This window comes from Bradyrhizobium sp. WSM1417 (assembly GCF_000515415.1).
In the GTDB taxonomy this organism is placed as follows: domain Bacteria; phylum Pseudomonadota; class Alphaproteobacteria; order Rhizobiales; family Xanthobacteraceae; genus Bradyrhizobium.
Window position 1 is genome coordinate 4700714 of sequence record NZ_KI911783.1, and the last position, 16226, is coordinate 4716939.

At 62.3% G+C, this 16226-nt stretch carries 28 protein-coding genes and 1 tRNA gene; 10 read left to right on the forward strand and 19 right to left on the reverse strand.

From position 1 onward, the window contains the following. Window positions 1-19: 19 nt before the first annotated feature. On the forward strand, window positions 20-274 hold the full coding sequence (locus BRA1417_RS0122560) for a hypothetical protein (RefSeq protein WP_027517771.1): 255 nt from the start codon (window positions 20-22) through the stop codon (window positions 272-274). Window positions 275-328: 54 nt separating this feature from the next. On the opposite strand, the gene BRA1417_RS0122565 is transcribed toward BRA1417_RS0122560, so the two are convergent. The 7 genes from BRA1417_RS0122565 to BRA1417_RS0122600 form a co-directional block, all read right to left on the reverse strand. Continuing rightward, entirely contained in the window at window positions 329-1414 is a 1086-nt protein-coding gene (locus BRA1417_RS0122565; protein ID WP_027517772.1) for a 3-deoxy-7-phosphoheptulonate synthase, read from the reverse strand. A gap of 235 nt (window positions 1415-1649) precedes the next feature. Beyond that, window positions 1650-2228, reverse strand: coding sequence for an HdeD family acid-resistance protein (locus tag BRA1417_RS0122570; protein ID WP_027517773.1), 579 nt, complete (start codon window positions 2226-2228; stop codon window positions 1650-1652). A gap of 74 nt (window positions 2229-2302) precedes the next feature. Further along, window positions 2303-3343: a PrsW family glutamic-type intramembrane protease gene (locus tag BRA1417_RS0122575; RefSeq protein WP_027517774.1), complete on the reverse strand. Its 1041-nt coding sequence runs from the start codon at window positions 3341-3343 to the stop codon at window positions 2303-2305. Window positions 3344-3900: 557 nt separating this feature from the next. Next, window positions 3901-4173, reverse strand: a complete 273-nt coding sequence (locus BRA1417_RS0122585; protein WP_371260002.1) for a hypothetical protein — start codon at window positions 4171-4173, stop codon at window positions 3901-3903. A gap of 104 nt (window positions 4174-4277) precedes the next feature. Then, the gene (locus BRA1417_RS0122590; RefSeq protein ID WP_027517776.1) at window positions 4278-4904 is read right to left on the reverse strand and encodes a pilus assembly protein PilZ; all 627 of its coding nucleotides are present in this window, start codon (window positions 4902-4904) and stop codon (window positions 4278-4280) included. Between the two features lie 165 nt (window positions 4905-5069). Then, on the reverse strand, window positions 5070-5711 hold the full coding sequence (locus BRA1417_RS0122595; protein ID WP_027517777.1) for a hypothetical protein: 642 nt from the start codon (window positions 5709-5711) through the stop codon (window positions 5070-5072). Window positions 5712-5814: 103 nt separating this feature from the next. After that, window positions 5815-5889: transfer RNA gene (locus BRA1417_RS0122600), tRNA-Glu, on the reverse strand. A gap of 225 nt (window positions 5890-6114) precedes the next feature. Between BRA1417_RS0122600 and BRA1417_RS0122605 the strand changes: the two genes are divergently transcribed. Genes BRA1417_RS0122605 through BRA1417_RS44895 form a run of 3 tightly spaced genes read left to right on the forward strand, consistent with a single transcriptional unit; the run spans window position 6115 to window position 6938 of the window. Further along, window positions 6115-6369 (forward strand): PilZ domain-containing protein, encoded by a 255-nt coding sequence (locus BRA1417_RS0122605; RefSeq protein ID WP_027517778.1) that lies wholly within the window; start codon window positions 6115-6117, stop codon window positions 6367-6369. A gap of 57 nt (window positions 6370-6426) precedes the next feature. After that, window positions 6427-6669, forward strand: coding sequence for a hypothetical protein (locus BRA1417_RS0122610; protein WP_027517779.1), 243 nt, complete (start codon window positions 6427-6429; stop codon window positions 6667-6669). 5 nt (window positions 6670-6674) lie between these two features. Next, window positions 6675-6938, forward strand: a complete 264-nt coding sequence (locus BRA1417_RS44895) for a hypothetical protein (RefSeq protein ID WP_035968728.1) — start codon at window positions 6675-6677, stop codon at window positions 6936-6938. A 13-nt stretch (window positions 6939-6951) separates the two neighbouring features. Here the strand turns inward: BRA1417_RS44895 and BRA1417_RS0122620 are convergent, their stop codons facing one another. The 4 genes from BRA1417_RS0122620 to BRA1417_RS0122635 all read right to left on the reverse strand — a co-directional run bounded on the left by BRA1417_RS0122620 (window position 6952) and on the right by BRA1417_RS0122635 (window position 8976). Continuing rightward, on the reverse strand, window positions 6952-7590 hold the full coding sequence (locus BRA1417_RS0122620) for a glutathione S-transferase family protein (RefSeq protein WP_027517780.1): 639 nt from the start codon (window positions 7588-7590) through the stop codon (window positions 6952-6954). A gap of 157 nt (window positions 7591-7747) precedes the next feature. Then, a complete protein-coding gene (locus BRA1417_RS44150; RefSeq protein WP_156948854.1) occupies window positions 7748-7930 on the reverse strand; it encodes a hypothetical protein in 183 nt (60 codons plus the stop codon). Continuing rightward, window positions 7897-8349 (reverse strand): VOC family protein, encoded by a 453-nt coding sequence (locus BRA1417_RS0122630; protein WP_027517781.1) that lies wholly within the window; start codon window positions 8347-8349, stop codon window positions 7897-7899. The genes BRA1417_RS44150 and BRA1417_RS0122630 overlap by 34 nt, the downstream gene beginning before the upstream one ends. Window positions 8350-8580: 231 nt before the next feature. Further along, complete coding sequence (locus BRA1417_RS0122635) at window positions 8581-8976, reverse strand: VOC family protein (protein WP_027517782.1); 396 nt, start codon at window positions 8974-8976, stop codon at window positions 8581-8583. A 302-nt stretch (window positions 8977-9278) separates the two neighbouring features. Between BRA1417_RS0122635 and BRA1417_RS0122640 the strand changes: the two genes are divergently transcribed. Continuing rightward, window positions 9279-9479, forward strand: coding sequence for a hypothetical protein (locus BRA1417_RS0122640; RefSeq protein ID WP_027517783.1), 201 nt, complete (start codon window positions 9279-9281; stop codon window positions 9477-9479). A 5-nt stretch (window positions 9480-9484) separates the two neighbouring features. Continuing rightward, window positions 9485-9754 carry a hypothetical protein gene (locus BRA1417_RS0122645; RefSeq protein ID WP_035968730.1) on the forward strand — a complete coding sequence of 90 codons (270 nt, stop codon included), beginning with the start codon at window positions 9485-9487 and terminating at the stop codon, window positions 9752-9754. A gap of 27 nt (window positions 9755-9781) precedes the next feature. Here BRA1417_RS0122645 and BRA1417_RS0122650 read toward each other — a convergent pair whose 3' ends face one another. Then, the gene (locus BRA1417_RS0122650; protein WP_027517785.1) at window positions 9782-9985 is read right to left on the reverse strand and encodes a DUF3072 domain-containing protein; all 204 of its coding nucleotides are present in this window, start codon (window positions 9983-9985) and stop codon (window positions 9782-9784) included. Window positions 9986-10117: 132 nt separating this feature from the next. Beyond that, window positions 10118-11128 (reverse strand): acyltransferase, encoded by a 1011-nt coding sequence (locus BRA1417_RS0122655; RefSeq protein ID WP_198034850.1) that lies wholly within the window; start codon window positions 11126-11128, stop codon window positions 10118-10120. A gap of 243 nt (window positions 11129-11371) precedes the next feature. On the opposite strand from BRA1417_RS0122655, the gene BRA1417_RS0122660 reads away from it, so the two are divergent. Then, window positions 11372-11752, forward strand: a complete 381-nt coding sequence (locus tag BRA1417_RS0122660; protein WP_027517787.1) for a hypothetical protein — start codon at window positions 11372-11374, stop codon at window positions 11750-11752. Here BRA1417_RS0122660 and BRA1417_RS40680 read toward each other — a convergent pair. The 5 genes from BRA1417_RS40680 to BRA1417_RS0122685 all read right to left on the reverse strand — a co-directional run bounded on the left by BRA1417_RS40680 (window position 11733) and on the right by BRA1417_RS0122685 (window position 14037). Further along, window positions 11733-12284, reverse strand: a complete 552-nt coding sequence (locus BRA1417_RS40680) for a hypothetical protein (protein WP_051448361.1) — start codon at window positions 12282-12284, stop codon at window positions 11733-11735. The two genes, BRA1417_RS0122660 and BRA1417_RS40680, sit on opposite strands and share 20 nt — an antisense overlap. A gap of 221 nt (window positions 12285-12505) precedes the next feature. Then, window positions 12506-12682, reverse strand: coding sequence for a hypothetical protein (locus BRA1417_RS44900; RefSeq protein ID WP_007610124.1), 177 nt, complete (start codon window positions 12680-12682; stop codon window positions 12506-12508). A gap of 173 nt (window positions 12683-12855) precedes the next feature. After that, window positions 12856-13128 (reverse strand): hypothetical protein, encoded by a 273-nt coding sequence (locus tag BRA1417_RS0122675; protein WP_027517788.1) that lies wholly within the window; start codon window positions 13126-13128, stop codon window positions 12856-12858. 191 nt (window positions 13129-13319) lie between these two features. Next, on the reverse strand, window positions 13320-13622 hold the full coding sequence (locus BRA1417_RS0122680; RefSeq protein WP_027517789.1) for a hypothetical protein: 303 nt from the start codon (window positions 13620-13622) through the stop codon (window positions 13320-13322). A gap of 244 nt (window positions 13623-13866) precedes the next feature. After that, window positions 13867-14037 carry a hypothetical protein gene (locus tag BRA1417_RS0122685; protein WP_231170940.1) on the reverse strand — a complete coding sequence of 57 codons (171 nt, stop codon included), beginning with the start codon at window positions 14035-14037 and terminating at the stop codon, window positions 13867-13869. 428 nt (window positions 14038-14465) lie between these two features. Here BRA1417_RS0122685 and BRA1417_RS0122690 point away from each other — a divergent pair, with 428 nt between their 5' ends. Next, window positions 14466-14762 carry an HU family DNA-binding protein gene (locus tag BRA1417_RS0122690; protein WP_007591377.1) on the forward strand — a complete coding sequence of 99 codons (297 nt, stop codon included), beginning with the start codon at window positions 14466-14468 and terminating at the stop codon, window positions 14760-14762. Window positions 14763-14897: 135 nt separating this feature from the next. Then, window positions 14898-15074 (forward strand): DUF2934 domain-containing protein, encoded by a 177-nt coding sequence (locus tag BRA1417_RS42935; protein ID WP_084462276.1) that lies wholly within the window; start codon window positions 14898-14900, stop codon window positions 15072-15074. Window positions 15075-15327: 253 nt separating this feature from the next. Here BRA1417_RS42935 and BRA1417_RS0122700 read toward each other — a convergent pair whose 3' ends face one another. Further along, window positions 15328-15555, reverse strand: a complete 228-nt coding sequence (locus tag BRA1417_RS0122700; protein ID WP_027517790.1) for a hypothetical protein — start codon at window positions 15553-15555, stop codon at window positions 15328-15330. Window positions 15556-15849: 294 nt separating this feature from the next. On the opposite strand from BRA1417_RS0122700, the gene BRA1417_RS44905 reads away from it, so the two are divergent. Next, window positions 15850-16002: a hypothetical protein gene (locus BRA1417_RS44905; RefSeq protein WP_198034851.1), complete on the forward strand. Its 153-nt coding sequence runs from the start codon at window positions 15850-15852 to the stop codon at window positions 16000-16002. Window positions 16003-16226 lie beyond the last annotated feature (224 nt).

Consider the following 16226-nt stretch of genomic DNA (forward strand, 5'->3'; position numbering starts at 1 on the left):
GAGGAATGGAGGGAGAGACATGAAGAAGATCATGGTGGCAGTATCGCTCGTGGTCTTGCTCGGCGGCGCGGCGGTTGCGCAGACCGGCGGCTCCAAAGGGCCGACATCGGGGGGCGCAATGTCCGGATCTACGCCGTTGGCACCCGTGGGTCATCGGCAACCGCGCGCCGGCGACGTGCCCAGCGAGAAGAACCTGAGCGACCCCAACGATCCCCTCAGCAAGGAAAACCAGGCGCTCGACAAGAAGATCAAGAGCATCTGCCGCGGCTGCTAGACGCCGGAGCAGCGGGCAGGGTGCGACAGCCTGACCCCGCCCGCAATCGTTCCGTCAGGCGGAGCGCTCGTGCAGCCCTGCGCGCTTGGTGTTGCGCCGGATCTCGACCGCATCAGCGAGCTGCTTGAGCACGGCTGCCGTGGTCGCCCAGTCGATGCATCCGTCCGTGATGCTCTGGCCATAGATGAGCGGCTTGCCCGCCACCACGTCCTGGCGACCAGCGACCAGATTGCTCTCGACCATCACCCCCATGATGCGGTTCTCGCCGCCGGAAATCTGGCCGGCGATGTCGGCCGTCACGAGCGGCTGGTTTTCCGGCTTCTTGCTCGAATTGGCGTGGCTCGCATCGACCATCACCAGCGGTGCGACGCTCGCTTTCGCCAGATCGTTGCAGGCGGCTGCGACGCTTGCCGCATCGTAATTCGGCGTGCTGCCGCCGCGCAGGATGATGTGACAATCCTCGTTGCCCGCGGTTGAGGCGATCGCCGAGCGGCCGAGCTTGGTCACCGCCATGAAATGATGCGGATTCGAGGCCGACTTCACCGCGTCCGCCGCGATGCGCACATTGCCGTCGGTGCCGTTCTTGAACCCGACCGGGCAGGACAGCCCCGAGGCCAGCTCGCGATGGATCTGGCTTTCGGTCGTGCGCGCGCCGATCGCGGCCCAGGACACGAGGTCCGCAATGTATTGCGGCGTCGTCATGTCGAGGAATTCGGTGCCGGCGGGCAGGCCGAGACTATTCACCGCCGAGAGCACGTTGCGCGCCAGCCGCAGGCCCTTGTTGATGTCGAAGCTGCCGTCCAGATCAGGATCGTTGATCAAGCCCTTCCAGCCGACCGTGGTGCGCGGCTTCTCGAAATAGACCCGCATCACGATCTCGAGTTGGTCGGCAAGCTCTTCGCGCAAGCTCGCGAGGCGCTCGGCGTAGTCGAGCGCGGCCCTGGGATCATGTACCGAGCAGGGGCCGACCACGACCAGAAGCCGGTCGTCCTGGCCATTGAGGATCGCATGGATGGCGTTGCGTGCCGCCATCACCACGCGCGTCGCGGTGAGCGTTCGCGGGACTTCCCGCATCACCTCTTCGGGCGTGCTCAGCTCTTTCAGTTCGCGGATACGAAGATCGTCGGTCGTGCTCAGCACGGCGGGCTCCTGTCATTTTGAGACCCTGCCGGCCAATAAAAAAGCCGCCAGGTCTGGCGGCTGTTCGGACTAGATGCTGCAATTTGTCAGATTGAGCGTGATCCTCCCACCGCCAGCGAGCTGTCGTAGCTAAAGTACCAAAAATAGCTGGTGACGAGGGTGATCATGGCCAGTCATATAGCGCGCCATCGGCGGGTTGTCACCCCCCCAATGGACGTGACGGCCACGGGGCGCCTCAACTGTTGCTTTTGCGTGCCGCCAGCGCCGTGCCGATCAGCGTGGCGCCGCCGAACAGCAGGTTGATGCCGACGAGGATGCCGATCGCCCATTCCGCCGAGCTCGGCAATCCCGTGATCACCATGAACGAGATCGCGATGTCGACGAGGCCCGAGATCAGGAGCCACGACCAGCGGCCGCCTGGCTCGCGACGATGCTCCAGTGCGTACATGATGGTGGCGACGCCCTCGGCGAGGAAATAGGCGCCGAGCACGATCGTCAGCGTCAGCACGGCCTGCATCGGTCGCGCCAGCAGCAGCATGCCTGCGAGCACAGCGAGCGCGGCCGAAATCAACGACCACCAGAAGCCCGGTGTGCTGCGCGCCCAATAGGTCGCGATCAATCCGCCGATGCCGCTGATCAGGAACATCCAGCCGAGGAAGATCGCAATCGCAAGGCTTGCAAGCGGCGGCAGGATCAGCGCGGCTATGCCGAGCACTGAAAGCAGGATGCCTTCGAACAGGAAGGCCTTCCAATGCGCCTTGACCGTCCGGCTCATGGCGGATTGCAGCCGGGAAAGATCCTCAGGCGATGTCATGGGCAGGCTCCGGATCGAGAGGTGTGTGCTCGATCTAGTCTAGTACGTGCGCACCGCGCTCGCCACCCCGCGGTTCAGCCGCTGCCGTGCGCCGACGAAAAACCTTCGCCGGTGGTGCGGATGCGGTTGCGGCCGAGAACATAGATCGCCGTCGTGACGATCAGAAGTGCGAGGCCGAGCAGGATCGAGACGAGGCCAATCGGGATCAGCGCCAGCGTCAGATTGCGCTCGGGGTTGATGAGCCAGTGATGGATCGAGGTCAGCACGAAGGCGAGCCCGAGAAAGCCGACGCCGCCGCCCGCGAGCAGCAGCGCCCACATCCGGCGGAGCTGGCTGAGTCGCTCCCGCGCGACGTCGGTCCGGGGTGCGTGATGGCGCGCGACGCGCCGCACCAGGCGGATGGCGAAGGCGATCGAGCTGAAGCCGATCAGCAGGCTCGCGCCCCCCAGCCACATCCGCAGCGTCGGATCGAGATCGGGCATGCGCTGGAGTGTGAGCAGGGGGAAGTCGAACGCCGAATGCAGGGCGAGCGGGCCCGCGAAGATCAGCAGGCGACTGGAGAGACGGGCCCAGTCGCGATGATGGCGGTTCGCACCCAGCGCCGTGCCGGCGCGCGCGATGGTCAGATAGGCGCCGGCGATAATGCCGAGCGCACCGTGGAACGGCACGGTCAGCACGCTGCGCAAGGCGGCCAGCGAGCGCCACATCTCGGCGTGCTGGACGAGATAGGCGAGGTTCTCGTAGGCGGCGAAGCCCAGGCCGACCGCGGCGCCATAGACTACGGTGTCCATCGGATTGGCGAAGGTCCGCCGCTTGGTCGAGGCGACCAGCACGATGGCGATCACCTTGACCGCTTCCTCCGGCAGCGCGACGCCGAAGATCGAATGCATGGCCAGCGCCGCCCACGGGTTGTCCGGGGCCGCGACCATTTTGGCGAAAGGGGCGCGGGCCAGGCCCAGCAGCGAAATGCTGGCCGCGCCGAGTAGGAACGCGGTCCAGACCTGGGCCGGCGGTCCCGGGCGTTCCTCGGCGGCGATGACAAGCCACAGCATCAGCAGCGCCGGGGCAATGGCGGCCGTTCCGATAACGGTGGGTAACGCTTCAATCAGGTACATCGGCGCCGAAAATAGGTTCCCTTGATCCGCTTATCTACATTCACCGATGCGACCTTGTGTCATGCGCTTGCTGTCGCGTCTCTTAACAAGCGCGACAGCCTGCGTTCATCAGGACAGTCGCCGAGGTGTAGAATACGGAGCGCAATCAATTGCATGACAGAACCACTTCGTCTCCCATGACAACGGTCGCGGGCCCGTCATCGGATCGCGATTGGTAAGTCAGATCAAGGCAATGTGCAGGTTTCTTCGATTCACGATGCACGTGTCGCCGCGGCAAGTCCAGAGCCGGGATTGCCCCGTCCGGGCTACGCACGGCCTGGCGGACCGGCCTAGTCACGCTTTGCCGCGCGGGAGGATGACCCGATGCGGCGTATCCGGACCTGCTCCACCTCCCAGAAGGCGCGAATAACGCACATGCCAAGGCAGAGCACGATGAGTAACAGCAGGAAGGCCTGGTCGACGGCAGGGATGTGAGTAGGGATGTGAGTCATGGCAATGATAAAGCAACGCCCATGCCATGCGTTCCCGCTGCCGATCCCAAGCCCGCTTTGACTGTCTCAATGCGTGGTGAATGGCGGCGGTGCGTCGGGCGCGACGTCGAAGGCGCCGACATGGAATTCCTCGCCGATGGACGCGTCCGCTTCGGAATGCTGCGCCATCAGCGTGAACGCGGCCTGCGGGTATTGCTTCCAGATTTCGAGATCGCCGGTGGTGATGGTGAGCCAGCCGAAAGTGTACATGTAGCGTCCGGGCTCGGTGACCCGGCCGACCCTGTCCCAAGTGATCTTTTCGACTCTGATCTTTTCGACTGTGATTTTCTCGACTGCCATTCGGTCCCCCGATCGCAAGTCTGCAGATGATCCATGGCACGAGGCGCGGACCTTCAAAAGCTTATCTCGAAATAGGGCCGCGATAGGGCGGCGCGGCCGGAGGATCAGGCCGATTGCAGCATGGGCGAGCGGACGATCAGCCGGACGACGTCGTCCCGCGACTGCTTTTCGGCGAATTTGACTGCAAAGCCGCTTTCGAACTTGCGGATCACGCGCCCGACGCAAGCGCCGACCGCAAGCGGAGTTCCCACTGGCGGATCGTATTCGCAGGATATCGCAACACCGGCCGTGGAGACGTCGATGATGAAGCAGGCATGGGTGCTGCCGTCGGCGAGCGTCAGGAAGGTGTGCGCGACCTGCGGCACGAAGCGCGCGTCATTCCGCAGCTCCTGGACGCTGGCGTCCTTCTGCTTCTTCTCGAGCCAGGTCAGCTTTTCCGACATCCAGGCGCGCCGGGCCCGCGTCATGTCGAGCTCCATCAGGAAGCCCGATTTCAGCGTCGCGCTGATGGTGCATTGGAATTCGCCAAAGTCCTGGAAGTAGGAGGTCACGCGCTCGCCGACTTTGCCGACCACGGGAACGTCGACCATCATGCGGAACGGCGAGACGCGGCTGGTGCGGCAGGCGAAGGTACGGAGCTTGCCCTCGCAATCGTACCAACGCGGCAGCGAGTAGCTGCCACTCACGGTGACTTGCACGGCACGCTGTCTGAGGAACTCTGCGACGGACATGGGCGCCAATCGTGTTTCGGAGGTTTTCCGTAATTCCACGGTAGCAATCAAATTCTAAGCAAATGATACCGGCACTCACGAGCAGGGGTAAATTTTTGGTAAATGCGCCGTCCGGGACAGGCGGCATAGCGCCGCGATTATTGGGCCCGCGACCTCACGATCGCGTCATCCGAGCAGTACCAACAGGGCCAGCACGCCAAGGGCCATGACGAGCTTGATCGTCGCGCAGGCCAGGCTGTCCGGTCTGCGCTCAAGTCCGAACCACGGCAATGCATGCCGCATCGCGCGCGTTGCGAATGCTTCGACGATGGCGAACAGAAGGGCGATTGCGGCGAGGAAGGACCACGATTTGTCCGGCAGCATCCATGTCGCGAGCCACGCGGGGACGGACGCTTTCAGCGACGCCAGCAGCGCGAACCATCCGAACAGGGATACGAAGCCCTTGATGATATCGGGCCCGATCGTGCCGGGCTCGAGACGGATGCCGATCTTTCCAAGAGCGAGTTCGATGCGCTCGCCATCGGTGAAGAAGAGGAAAGCGCCGAGGTAGAGAGGGACGCGCGACTGAAACAGCAGCGCGATGATGCCGAACAGGACGGCGTAGCCGTACGCGTCAGCGAGTATGTTCGTGCCGGCCGTAGGCGACGGCCCAGCCGTTGCCCGAGGCAGCGCTCTGGCGCGCGCCATGTGCTCCAGCATTCTGGCGCGCCGTTCCGGCGCGTAGGCTGGCGAACGGTGGATCCATGGCGGCGGCGCCGGCGAGGCGATTCCGGCCTGGTCGTCCGAGGGGGATTTGCGCTGCGTCATGGGGGCCTGCAACCGGTTCCAACAAGATGTTGGTCGGTGGCGAGGGGCAGCGAGGTTCATGCTGTGTGGCAGATTTCGCCGTGGCATCCAGACGCCCGGATGTTGGCGCTCCCTAGCGGAATCGAACCGCTCTCTCCACCGTGAAAGGGTGGCGTCCTAACCGATAGACGAAGGGAGCAAACCCAGGGCCCCGCCGCTTAGTGCGGCACGACCGCTGGCCGCCCGAGTCATGCCCGGCGGCTGCAGCGGGCGAACCTATAATGGCCTTTGGCGCCCTGGGCAAGCCGTTCGGGAACGGTCTTTTGGCACCGGTGGATAGCATCCCGCCCCCGGATCATTCGGGGCGAATTCAACGGTTTCTTAGGTTCCCTGAGCTAGCGCTGGGCTGGGAGAATTTGAGCCGATGCCACCGCCCAAGAAGCGCGCAGCCCGCAAGTCGCTGTCGCAGCATGCCTGGATCACGCTCGAGGGCGGATTCGCGGCGCGGCAATGCCTGGTCCAGGACATCTCCGCCACAGGCGCCAAGATCACGCTGGACGAGGATGCGAGCCAGCTTCCGGGCGTGATCCGGATGGCGTTCGCGCGCGATGCGCGGACCGGGCGGAGCTGCCAGGTGGTCTGGCGCCGCGGCAAATCGGCCGGCATCAGGTTCATCTGACCCGGGGCAAAGTGACCTCGATGGCGCAAGGCGCCGGTCCGGGCTAGAACGGCCCGCATGCGTGCGCTCCTCATCCTGATCTCGTTGCTGACCACGTCCGCGGCCGCGGCGGAAGCCTTGCGTCTGCCGCCTGCGGAGCGCCCACAGGCCGGCAAGGCCTTGCCGCTGAAGGGTGCCGGCGGCAGCGCGAAAGCGGGCTCCTGCGCCGCCTATGGCCGCGGCTTCCATCTGGTCGAGAGCACCGGCACCTGCGTCAAGATCGGCGGCTCGATCAGCGTCGAGACCACGATCAGGCGCTGACCTCGATGCCACCTGATATCATGCGGCCCGAAATCATCGTCCCGTTTGTGATGTATTGCGCGCTGCTATGGTGGGTCGGCCGCGGCCTGAGCTGGACTGCGCGGCTGGCCACTGCGGCCGTGACGCTCGTGCTGATTTTCTGCGTGCTGCTGTTCGAGCGCGGTTGGCCCAAAACAAAAAAACGCGAAAACAACCCCATGCACAGTAGCTGCCACCTGCCGGCGGCACGCGGCGAAGTGCCGATTCATCGTGCTCTCAACGAGGTTTAAGTCGCGTCACCGCTCACGACATCGGCGGTGCCACAAATTGCGCAAATCCGGGCCGTTTGCCGAGCTCGGCGAGCCAGCGCGTCAGATGCGGCTGCGCGGGCCGGGTGATGCCCTCGACGCCGAGCCAGCGCCGCGCATAGGCGCCGATCGCGATGTCGGCGAGGGTGAACGCATCGCCGTCCATGAACGGACGCGTGGAGAGGAGACGGTCGGCGATGGCCCAGACCTCGGCGGCGGCATCCGCATCCTTCTGCAGTTGGATCATGTCGCGCTCGGCGGGCGGCGTGCGCACGAGGCCCCAGAACACCGGGCGGTCGACCGGCTGCACCATCGACAGCGTCCAGTCGAGCCAGCGATCGACGCTGGCGCGCAGCTTCGGCGTCTCGGGATAAATGGGCGTGCCGCGCCCGTGCGCGAGGCAGAGATAGCGCATGATCGAATTGGATTCCCACAGCGTGAAATCGCCCTCGACCAGCGTCGGGATTCGCGCATTGGGGTTCATCGCGAGATAGTCGGCCTCGCGGGTCTTGCCAAAGGCCATGCCGGCGTCGATGCGCTCGTAAGCCAGGCCGAGCTCGGTGAGGCACCACAGCACTTTCTGCACGTTGACCGAATTGGCGCGGCCCCAGATCGTCAGCTTTTGGTCCGGCACATCATCCTCCCCAGGCGTTTCTTTCGGCGCGGGTAATAGCGGAATTCACTGCGGCGAGCGACGCGCGATTGCGCCGATCCTCTCATGCAAAAGCTCCGCATGCAAAAAGCTCCGCCGGAGGCGGAGCTTTCATTGCAAGGTCAAGCTGGTCAGGCGATCAGCGGCCGAAGAACAGCCACAGCAAGATGATCACCGGGATCGGCACACCCAGCATCCACAACAAAATTCCGCGTCCCATCGCGTCCTCCTCCAATTGCATTGTCGAAGAGAGAACGCTGCTGGCGCGGGCTTGTTCCAGCGGCGAGCCTACCAATGGCCGATGTTGGGCATCGACGACCACGGCTCCTGCGGCGGCTTGGGGTCGCCCTTCTGCAAGATCTCAATCGAGTGCAAATCCGGCGAGCGGACGAAGGCCATGTTGCCGTCGCGCGGCGGACGGTTGATGGTGACGCCGGCCTTCATCAGCTTCTCGCAAGTGGCGTAGATGTCGTCGACCTCATAGGCGAGATGGCCGAAGAAGCGGTCCTCGCCATACTTTTCCTCGTCCCAATTCCAGGTGAGCTCGACCAGCGGCGCGCCGCGCGTCTGCGGCTGCTTCTTCAGCGCCTCGAGATCGTCCGACGAGCACAGGAACACCAGCGTGAAACGCCCCTTGTCGTTCTCGATCCGCCGCACCTCCTTCAGCCCCAGCGCATCCTGGTAAAACTTCAGTGCGACATCGAGATTGCGCACGCGCAGCATGGTGTGGAGGTATCGCATGGTTGTTGCTCCCTGGGTGGATGGAGGGTTTTTGGTTCGGCCGAGCCGAAGGGAGTAGGAGATAGCAGGAAAATCCGAGGAGGGGCAGGGGGCGGGTGCACATGCGCATGAGGGCGACGCCGGCTGATGAAGTAAATCAGCCGGCGAAATTTCAATGCACTTTCCCCGCAAATCCAGTGCCGCACACGCGCCACTGGCACATCGCGCGCGCCGATCTGCTGCCGCGGCCTATTACGCCGCGAGGCGCTTTCCGGCCTGCTCGGCCGGCGGCATGAAGAGCGATACTGCGGTGCCTTCGGGGTCACGAAATTGGAACGTCTTGTTGCCCCACGGCATCGTTTTCAGCTCATGCACCAGCGTGACCTTGTCTTTCAGGCGCTCATAATCCGCATCGATGTCTTCAACCTGAAATTCGATCACGGCAGTGCGGTTGGCGCCGGGCTCGGCACTGTTTTCTTTCCAGAGCGCGACCGTCTCGGCTGCGCCGATTGCCAGGTTGGCGCCCGGCGTCACGATCTTGGCGAACACCGGCGCGAGCCATTCGGCGGAAACTCCGGTGATCATTTCGTAGAACGAAACCATGCTTTTGATGTCGGTGGCGATCAGGCGAGTGGAGGCGAACTTCATGGCATGTCCTTTGGTTGACCGCAGATTTGAGCGGCATCGCGCGGCTCGTCGCACACCGCTGCTGCCACCCTGATGTCAGCAGTCACGACGCCGCGCCGAGCGCGCGAACTAAGGGCATGAATTGCGATGGCAGTGCTCAAGCGCTTGACCACGAGCCCCTTCACGCGAAGCGCCCCGCAGCGATAACCGGGCCGTCAGAACGGTGATGCTAACCGCAGAATTGGCCACCTCATTCACGGGTGGACAGGGTTGTCTAGCCGCTCGCAGATGAACTCCACGCGGAGATGACGCGACTAACCGTCATGGCCAATATTCTAGGCGAGCTTCTGTTTGCATTGATCCGCTCGATTGTTGCGGGATGGGCGTATGCACTCTGGGTCAAGCTGGCGACATGGCTCGAGCCGAAAGTCCAACGGCGTTGGGCGAAGCTTGCCGTAGGAGGCCTCCTCGGCTTGGCAGCTTTTTTTATGATTCCGGTACTGATGGGGCTGTTGGGCCTTTGAAGACAATGAAATCCGTTCTCATCGTCGCACTGGCAATCGGGGCGCTCGTCTCGACGGTGCTGCTCGTCATGGAGCAGCTCACCGACTACTCCATCGCTGTGATGGCATGGGAGATGCCGGGCATCTCCGCAGCTTACCTTTTCTGGGGAGCAGTCGGCAGTTCCGTTTTCCTGGGCGTCGCCATCACTTGGGCCGTGAATGCCATCGTTTACGGGGCGGTCGCCTTCGTTGTCGTTACAGTCGTCCAGCTGGCAATCCGCGGTCTACCGAAGTGATCTGGCGATGACCGTGATGCCAGATATTTACTTCTCGAGCCCGGCCTTCTGCCGCATCGTGTCGATCAGCTCTGACGCCTCTGCCTTGGTCAGATCCTCCTTGGGGAGGGGCTTGTGGGCCTGCTCGGCGAGGGTCTTGAGGTAGGATTCCTGGGCGCCGGTCATCGGGTCGTCGCCGGAGACCCAATCTTTCGGATCCTTCTGGGTGTTGCCCGCTGTGTTGTCAGCCATCTTGTTGTCAGTCACGGCGATCTCTCCTTTTCAGGTTTAATCCCGGCTGATGCATTTTGTTCCTTATTTGTTCGTAGTTGGCCCATGACGCAGTAAGGGCCGCACTTGCCCGGATTCAGCGTCGGGAGATGATCACGGAACGGCCGGCAGCGATCGGCGTCTGCGCATCAGAGTTAGCTTGCGCCCCCAATCGAGGATCGGTGCCTCAATGGCCACGCGCAAGGCGGCGGCGAGACCGATGGAGAGCAGGATGCCGGCGATGATTGTCCCGGCGCTCGACAGAAGCCACAGTCCGTCAAAGCTGGCGATCCATTTCACCACAGGATAATGGACGATATACAGCGCGTACGAAATCTTGCCGAGCCATTGCAGGACTGGTGAGAAGGATCGCCCTTCGATCTCGATAGCGACCACAGCATGGATCAGCAATCCCGCGCCGAGGCCATAGGTCAGGACGCGCGCGAATTGCGGGTCGGCCGCGCCGCGCACGAAAATCCAGTACCAGCCGGCCACGAACAGGCCCGCGGAAACTGCCGGGATATGGCGCGAAAAGTGCAATCGTCCGCTTTTCTGGAGATAGGCGATGACAACGCCGGCACCGAATTCCAGCACCAGCGGATGCAAGTAGATCCCGAACTCCAGGCCGAACACGAGAGCCAGAATGACCAGGCCGAATCCAGCGAACAAGATCTCGAACAGCCGGTCCGGCTTGATCGCCAGGATGACCGCGACGGCGACATAGAAGTGCAGTTCGAAAGCCAGCGACCACGCTGGCGCAAGGTACCAGTTCGGATAGGTCCATGCGAAGATAGTTCCGAGGTCGAGGGCGGGGCGGTCGCCCGGCGCCAACGCGATCCAGGACGAACTGACAAACGCCGCCAGCAACACCAGCCAATAGAGCGGAAAAATTCGGAGGGCTCGCCTGAAAGCGAATTCCAGCGGGTTGTGTTGTGATGCCGCCGTGGTCGCGATGATGAAGCCGGAGATCACGAAGAAGATGTCGACGCCGCTCGCGAGAATCGTCAGCGCGCCCTCGGCAAGCTCCGGTCCGACCCTATCGGGACGCGCACTGATTGCGTGTCCGCAGACTACCGACAGCGCAGCGACCCCGCGCATCGCCTGTACACCCGCGAAGATCCGCACCAAGCCCCGCCACGTTCATCCAAGCTATCGCAATCTAGGCGGGAAATTCATTAAGGAATGGTTGCGCGGATGCGATAGAGTGCCCGCAACTGCGCGGAGTGCACCTCATCAGTTGCCGAGCGGAAATCTTATTATGATTGAACCCCGGCAAAGCCCGGCGCGACCAACCGCCATGCTGCAAAGCCTGCTCGGCATCGGAATTGGCTTCGCGGCCCATGTGCCGAGACACTAAAGAGGAATGTCGTGAAGGCGATCACGCTGCTCGCGGTGGCGGCCATGCTGCTGGTGGAAGTCTTCGGGTCGAAGGCGAGCGTCGGCGGCTCGATGAGCTTCATGCTGATCTTCGTGCTCGTGATGCTGGCTGTCGCGATCTTCGAGGCGTGGTCGAACAAGCGCGGCGCGATGGGATGGATCGTCAATTTGTTCGCTTCGGTGGTTGGCGGGCTGGTTGCGGTTGCCCTGATCGGGATAGCCATGGAGGCGATGCTGCCTTACCTTCACCTCGAAGGTTCGCTCGCATCCTCGCAGCATCCCCTGAAATTCGTCCTGGTCGCAGCCATTGCGATCTGCATGGTGCTGGGATCGTGGCTGCCGCTATGGGCCGTCAACCGGCTTCGTCACTGACGAGCATCCAGCGTAGCGCTCCCCAGCGCTTTGCGTCCTGCTTGCCACGCCTGATATCCTCAGCTTCGTCCACGAGCTTCAAGGTTGTGCCGTCGTAAGTCAGCTTCAGCCCACGGCCGACGGTCCATATCCATCCTTCCCGAGCGTCCTTGGTTGGCTGGGCATTGAACTGGTCGGATATCGATTTGACTGCAGCGTCTTTGGCCGCAGCGTCCTGGGCACCCGGATTGTTCAACTCCGCAATGACGCGCCAGATGGGATGTTTGGCGTCAACGTCGTCGGCAAAGATCGTGACCTTGGCAACGTCGACTGCGCATTCGAGGACGTAGGAATCGCGAAGCTGACGGCAGCGGTAGCGACGTTGCGTGATGAGTTTGTTGGTCTCGTCGAATGTCATGCCGGGCGAAAAGCCGAGGATGTCGGACTTCATCACGAGTGCCAGAGACGAAGGCTTCAGAAAGTCGGGCTGTACCGACACGAGAACGGCAGCAGCAACAACGATCACGCCGGCGATAACAATGGCAATCTTCATCAGCCCCTCATAAGAAACGTCCGACCATACAACAGCCGAAGCGTTCTACCAGCCATTGCGCTGCATGGTTCGAGCCGCCCGCTGTCTATGTAGGACCGCAAGCTCGGGAGATCGCAGCTTCGGAAGATCGCATGGGCACGTATCGGCTGGTCGTGAACGTAGAAAACCGCCCCTGACATGACCAGGGGCGGCTCTCACCAAACGGGGTTTTCAAACGCGATCTAGTGACCGGTACCCGGCTTCGTCGTCTTCGGCGGCTTGCCGTCTTCGATCCGGCCTTCGTTGCGCAGGTCGCGACCTTCCTGAGCCTTCTTCTGGCTCTCGGGGGACTTGCCGTGTTCGTTCATCTCTTCTTTGATGAACCCGGCGCCTTCCTTCACTTTGCCTTCAACGCTCATGACGATCTCCTTGCTGGAGATGGGGCAACTCGCGGCGAGGGCTGACCGTTCCGTGCGCGCACGATTGTGAGGCGCGCATTCGCGACAGGTTCCAAACGACCCTTGTCATGAAATGGCCGCGCCGCCTTGTGGGAAGCGACGCGGCCGGGAAGCAGGCCGTACAGGAGACCGGCTTACTTCATGTTGCTGCGGGTCTTGGTGCCGCCCTGGTCGCTGCCCGGGCCGGAGCCGCCCTGGCCGGAGGCGTCGGGCCTCACCGTTCCGCCCTTGCTCATGCCGTCATGGCTCATGCCGGTCGTGCCGCTGCTCATCGTGCCCTTGTCCGTGTTGGTCATGCCGGGCTTCTGCATGTTGTCGGACTGCGGGGCAGGGCCCGTCTGGTTCTGCGCAAAGGCGGAGCCGCACATGAGGCCGAGGGCGGCGGTCGCAATGACGAGCTTCTTCATCTCAAACTCCTGGTTGGTTGTGTGGGCCAACGGGAGCGCAGGAGCCGTGTTCCTAAAACGGGGCGCGTTCCGGGGTGCAAAATTCTACCCTGCAACGAGGGCATGGTCGGTTCTGATTGAATCAGAACCGCTCCAGATTGTTGTCACGCGTTTTCTTAGCGCGAACCGATATCGAGTTCGCTGAAAACGCTCTACGCCGCAATGCGCTGGTCGGCCGGGCCCGTCAGGTGCTTGAGCACTTCCGCATGCTCCAGGTCGGGAACCGCGATGGCCGTGTGGCTGTAGCTCGCATGGGTTCGTGACTTTGCAATCTGGTCCAGGATATCGCCACCCTTGATGACGTGGAGGCCCATGCCCTCTCCGGACGGGAAGATCGCGAGCACCACGTCATAGGCCGTGATGACGGCGCGAAGCGCTTCGGCCTTGTCTTCGGCAATGTCGACGAACACGCGAACATCGGCCGCGAGTTCACGCAGCTCGTTAAAATCCATCACTTTGAGGTTACTCCAACGCAACGATACTGAGAGGAGCTTGGAGGCGTTAGGTTACCGAAGTCTCAACGGCGCATGCCTGGTCACAGCTTTCTCGACCGGTGCTCCGTGAGATCGGTAGACGCGCGGGCATTGCCGCCTGCTCGGCAATGCGCCGGCACGGAAAGAACATCTGGAGCGGGGAGGGACGAAGCGCGCCTCATACCCCTAGGGGCGTCACGCGATGCGCGCGTGACTTATGCGCGCTTTACTTGGCGTATCCCTGGGAGCGGAGCCACGCGATCTTGCGGTCGCCGTTGATCCAGTCGTCGGCATCTGCCTTGCTGGTGAAGCCCTTGATTTCGCGCTGTTCGCTGTCCGGATAATCCGCCAGGATTTTCCAGTCGTTGTCTGCAATGCGGACGGTTTTGAAGGTCACTTTTGTTTTTGCCATGCCGCATTATGCAGGAGATGACCGGAAAAGAGAACCTGCCTTGTGACGGTCACCCGCGCGGCCCCAGGCGCAGACCTGGGGGGCCAGCCTGACCGGCATTGCGCGGCCGGGTCCCCCGGGAAAAGGCGAAAGCCCCGCCTGGGGGAAGCGGGGCTCTCTGATGGGGGTGAAGCTTGGGGACTTCAAAGAGTTAGACGCCTCCGGGAGAAAATGGTTCAAGGCGGAAACGGCGCAAGCTGCGGCATCTTTCCCGCGGCGTCCGGGCGCCCCCAGAACCCCCTGCTTGCGTTTTGGGCGTCGATGGGTTCTAAGCCCCGTCACTTCATGAAAGTTGGCATGAATCAGAAGCGCGTTGCGCGGTTGGACCGCGTCCTGAGCAAAGCCTGCTCGCGCGCACAGAAGGAAATTCAGACATGGCGAAGATGACCAAGACTCAGTTGATTGATGCAATAGCCGAGGGCACGCAGCTGTCGAAGAACGACGTGAAGTCGGTCATCGAATACATGGCAACCGTCGGCTACAAGGAGCTCAACGAGTCCGGCGAGTTCGTCATTCCCGGCTTCGTAAAGATGTCGGTGGTGAACAAGCCGGCGACCGAAGCCCGCATGGGCGTCAATCCCTTCACCAAGGAGCCGATGCAGTTCGCGGCGAAGCCGGCGAGCAAGTCGGTAAAGGCCTCGCCGCTGAAGGTGGCCAAGGACTCCGTCTAAGGCTCGCGTTTTCGTTGCGGTGACTTCTTTTCGCTGAGTGCTGCAATGACTGCTTGCTTGTGCTGGACCAATAAGGAACTCTCTTAGGGAACTCTCGGGCGTCGTCAGGCTTTGCTTCCGAAAGGGAGAAATTACATGACTGGTCTCAGCGAAGTAGAGATTCGAAATCGGGCCTATCACCTCTGGAAGGAGGCCGGCGAGCCCGCGGGCACGATGGACACCTTCTGGTACGAGGCCGAAAAGGAGCTTCTCGCCGAGCGGACCAAGCAAAGCGAAGTCCCGCCGGGAATGACCGACAATCTGCCGGTCTGACTTTGCTGGTCTAAGCGGCGGACAGAGGCGAGCGTCGACAGTTCTCAAAGCAGCCACCCGGCGTAACGCCCGGGTGGCTGCTTTGCTGTTCGGGTCAGCGCTCGGATAGAGGCGTCTGCGTGCAGGCGCCCTCAAAGAAAAACCCCGGGCTTAGGGACCGGGGCTCTTCAAGCTGGTCGGCCGCGTCGCGACATGCCGCCAGCACCACTGAATTCAACTTGACAACGCGAGACGGGAAAATTCGTTCCGGCTGCTACTCCGCCGATACGGACACGTCGATGATCGCCGGCGTATCGACCTGGCGCTCGCGCCAGACGACGAGATCGCATTTGGGATTGAGCCACTGATATTCGGAGCCGCGCGCCTTCAGGTGCGCAAGCGCTGCATCATGTGCGGCGGTCTGGTCCGGCGCTTCGACCATGATCTCCACGGTCTCCTCGATCTGACGCACCACCTCGACGGCGTAGTATTTGCTGGTCACGGTCCCTCGCTCCGGAATGACTAACGGGGAGGGCGATGGCACGTTCCCCAAAAGAAAAACCCCGCGCTTTCGCACGGGGCCTTCCTGGCTGGCTGCGATGGGATTTCAGCGCCTGCGCCGCCGGCCGTGTGCTCGAACTTAAGGTTGAAAACCCAAAAAGCAACCGCGCCAGCGCGCGGAAGGCTGAAGGCGATGTGGCGAGCGAATTTCGTGGGGAGGGCTGGACTTTGTGTTCTTAGTTTGTTCTACTGGGCTATCTCTTTATGGCGGCGACCATGTCTTTTGGAGGTGCCCATGACTGTCGAGAAACAACGGAAAGTGATCAGGCTCTGGAATCAGCTCAGGAAGCTTGATGGTCCGGCCGCAGAAGAACTCCGCATCCAGATCCTCGAATGCTTTTCGGAGAAGGATCTGTCGGGGAAGGAGACGGTGAAGCGCGCGGCGTGATGAGCGTCGCACTACGTCGATGATACCAGGCAATCACGCCTGCCTTCACCGATCGTTAGGAATCGTTTTGCGCTGATTTCTCGACTCCGATTCGTTCCCTGCGAACGAAATGGAGTCGGATGCAGAACAAGCCGTGGCTTCTGTGTCGATGCGGGACATGCCCTTTCTGACCAAGGCGACGTGATGCTTGGCACAGTCCCGTTCGCGTCTCCTCGCTACGAGAT

Bases quoted from the DNA above. Each gene is read 5' to 3' on its own strand.
- BRA1417_RS0122560 (WP_027517771.1), top strand. From the start codon at position 20: ATGAAGAAGATCATGGTGGCAGTATCGCTCGTGGTCTTGCTCGGCGGC.
- BRA1417_RS0122570 (WP_027517773.1), bottom strand. From the start codon at position 2,228: ATGACATCGCCTGAGGATCTTTCCCGGCTGCAATCCGCCATGAGCCGG.
- BRA1417_RS0122575 (WP_027517774.1), bottom strand. From the start codon at position 3,343: ATGTACCTGATTGAAGCGTTACCCACCGTTATCGGAACGGCCGCCATT.
- BRA1417_RS0122585 (WP_371260002.1), bottom strand. From the start codon at position 4,173: ATGGCAGTCGAGAAAATCACAGTCGAAAAGATCAGAGTCGAAAAGATC.
- BRA1417_RS0122590 (WP_027517776.1), bottom strand. From the start codon at position 4,904: ATGTCCGTCGCAGAGTTCCTCAGACAGCGTGCCGTGCAAGTCACCGTG.
- BRA1417_RS0122595 (WP_027517777.1), bottom strand. From the start codon at position 5,711: ATGACGCAGCGCAAATCCCCCTCGGACGACCAGGCCGGAATCGCCTCG.
- BRA1417_RS0122605 (WP_027517778.1), top strand. From the start codon at position 6,115: ATGCCACCGCCCAAGAAGCGCGCAGCCCGCAAGTCGCTGTCGCAGCAT.
- BRA1417_RS0122610 (WP_027517779.1), top strand. From the start codon at position 6,427: ATGCGTGCGCTCCTCATCCTGATCTCGTTGCTGACCACGTCCGCGGCC.
- BRA1417_RS44895 (WP_035968728.1), top strand. From the start codon at position 6,675: ATGCCACCTGATATCATGCGGCCCGAAATCATCGTCCCGTTTGTGATG.
- BRA1417_RS0122630 (WP_027517781.1), bottom strand. From the start codon at position 8,349: ATGCGATACCTCCACACCATGCTGCGCGTGCGCAATCTCGATGTCGCA.
- BRA1417_RS0122635 (WP_027517782.1), bottom strand. From the start codon at position 8,976: ATGAAGTTCGCCTCCACTCGCCTGATCGCCACCGACATCAAAAGCATG.
- BRA1417_RS0122640 (WP_027517783.1), top strand. From the start codon at position 9,279: ATGGCCAATATTCTAGGCGAGCTTCTGTTTGCATTGATCCGCTCGATT.
- BRA1417_RS0122645 (WP_035968730.1), top strand. From the start codon at position 9,485: ATGAAATCCGTTCTCATCGTCGCACTGGCAATCGGGGCGCTCGTCTCG.
- BRA1417_RS0122650 (WP_027517785.1), bottom strand. From the start codon at position 9,985: ATGGCTGACAACACAGCGGGCAACACCCAGAAGGATCCGAAAGATTGG.
- BRA1417_RS40680 (WP_051448361.1), bottom strand. From the start codon at position 12,284: ATGAAGATTGCCATTGTTATCGCCGGCGTGATCGTTGTTGCTGCTGCC.
- BRA1417_RS44900 (WP_007610124.1), bottom strand. From the start codon at position 12,682: ATGAGCGTTGAAGGCAAAGTGAAGGAAGGCGCCGGGTTCATCAAAGAA.
- BRA1417_RS0122675 (WP_027517788.1), bottom strand. From the start codon at position 13,128: ATGAAGAAGCTCGTCATTGCGACCGCCGCCCTCGGCCTCATGTGCGGC.
- BRA1417_RS0122690 (WP_007591377.1), top strand. From the start codon at position 14,466: ATGGCGAAGATGACCAAGACTCAGTTGATTGATGCAATAGCCGAGGGC.
- BRA1417_RS42935 (WP_084462276.1), top strand. From the start codon at position 14,898: ATGACTGGTCTCAGCGAAGTAGAGATTCGAAATCGGGCCTATCACCTC.
- BRA1417_RS44905 (WP_198034851.1), top strand. From the start codon at position 15,850: ATGACTGTCGAGAAACAACGGAAAGTGATCAGGCTCTGGAATCAGCTC.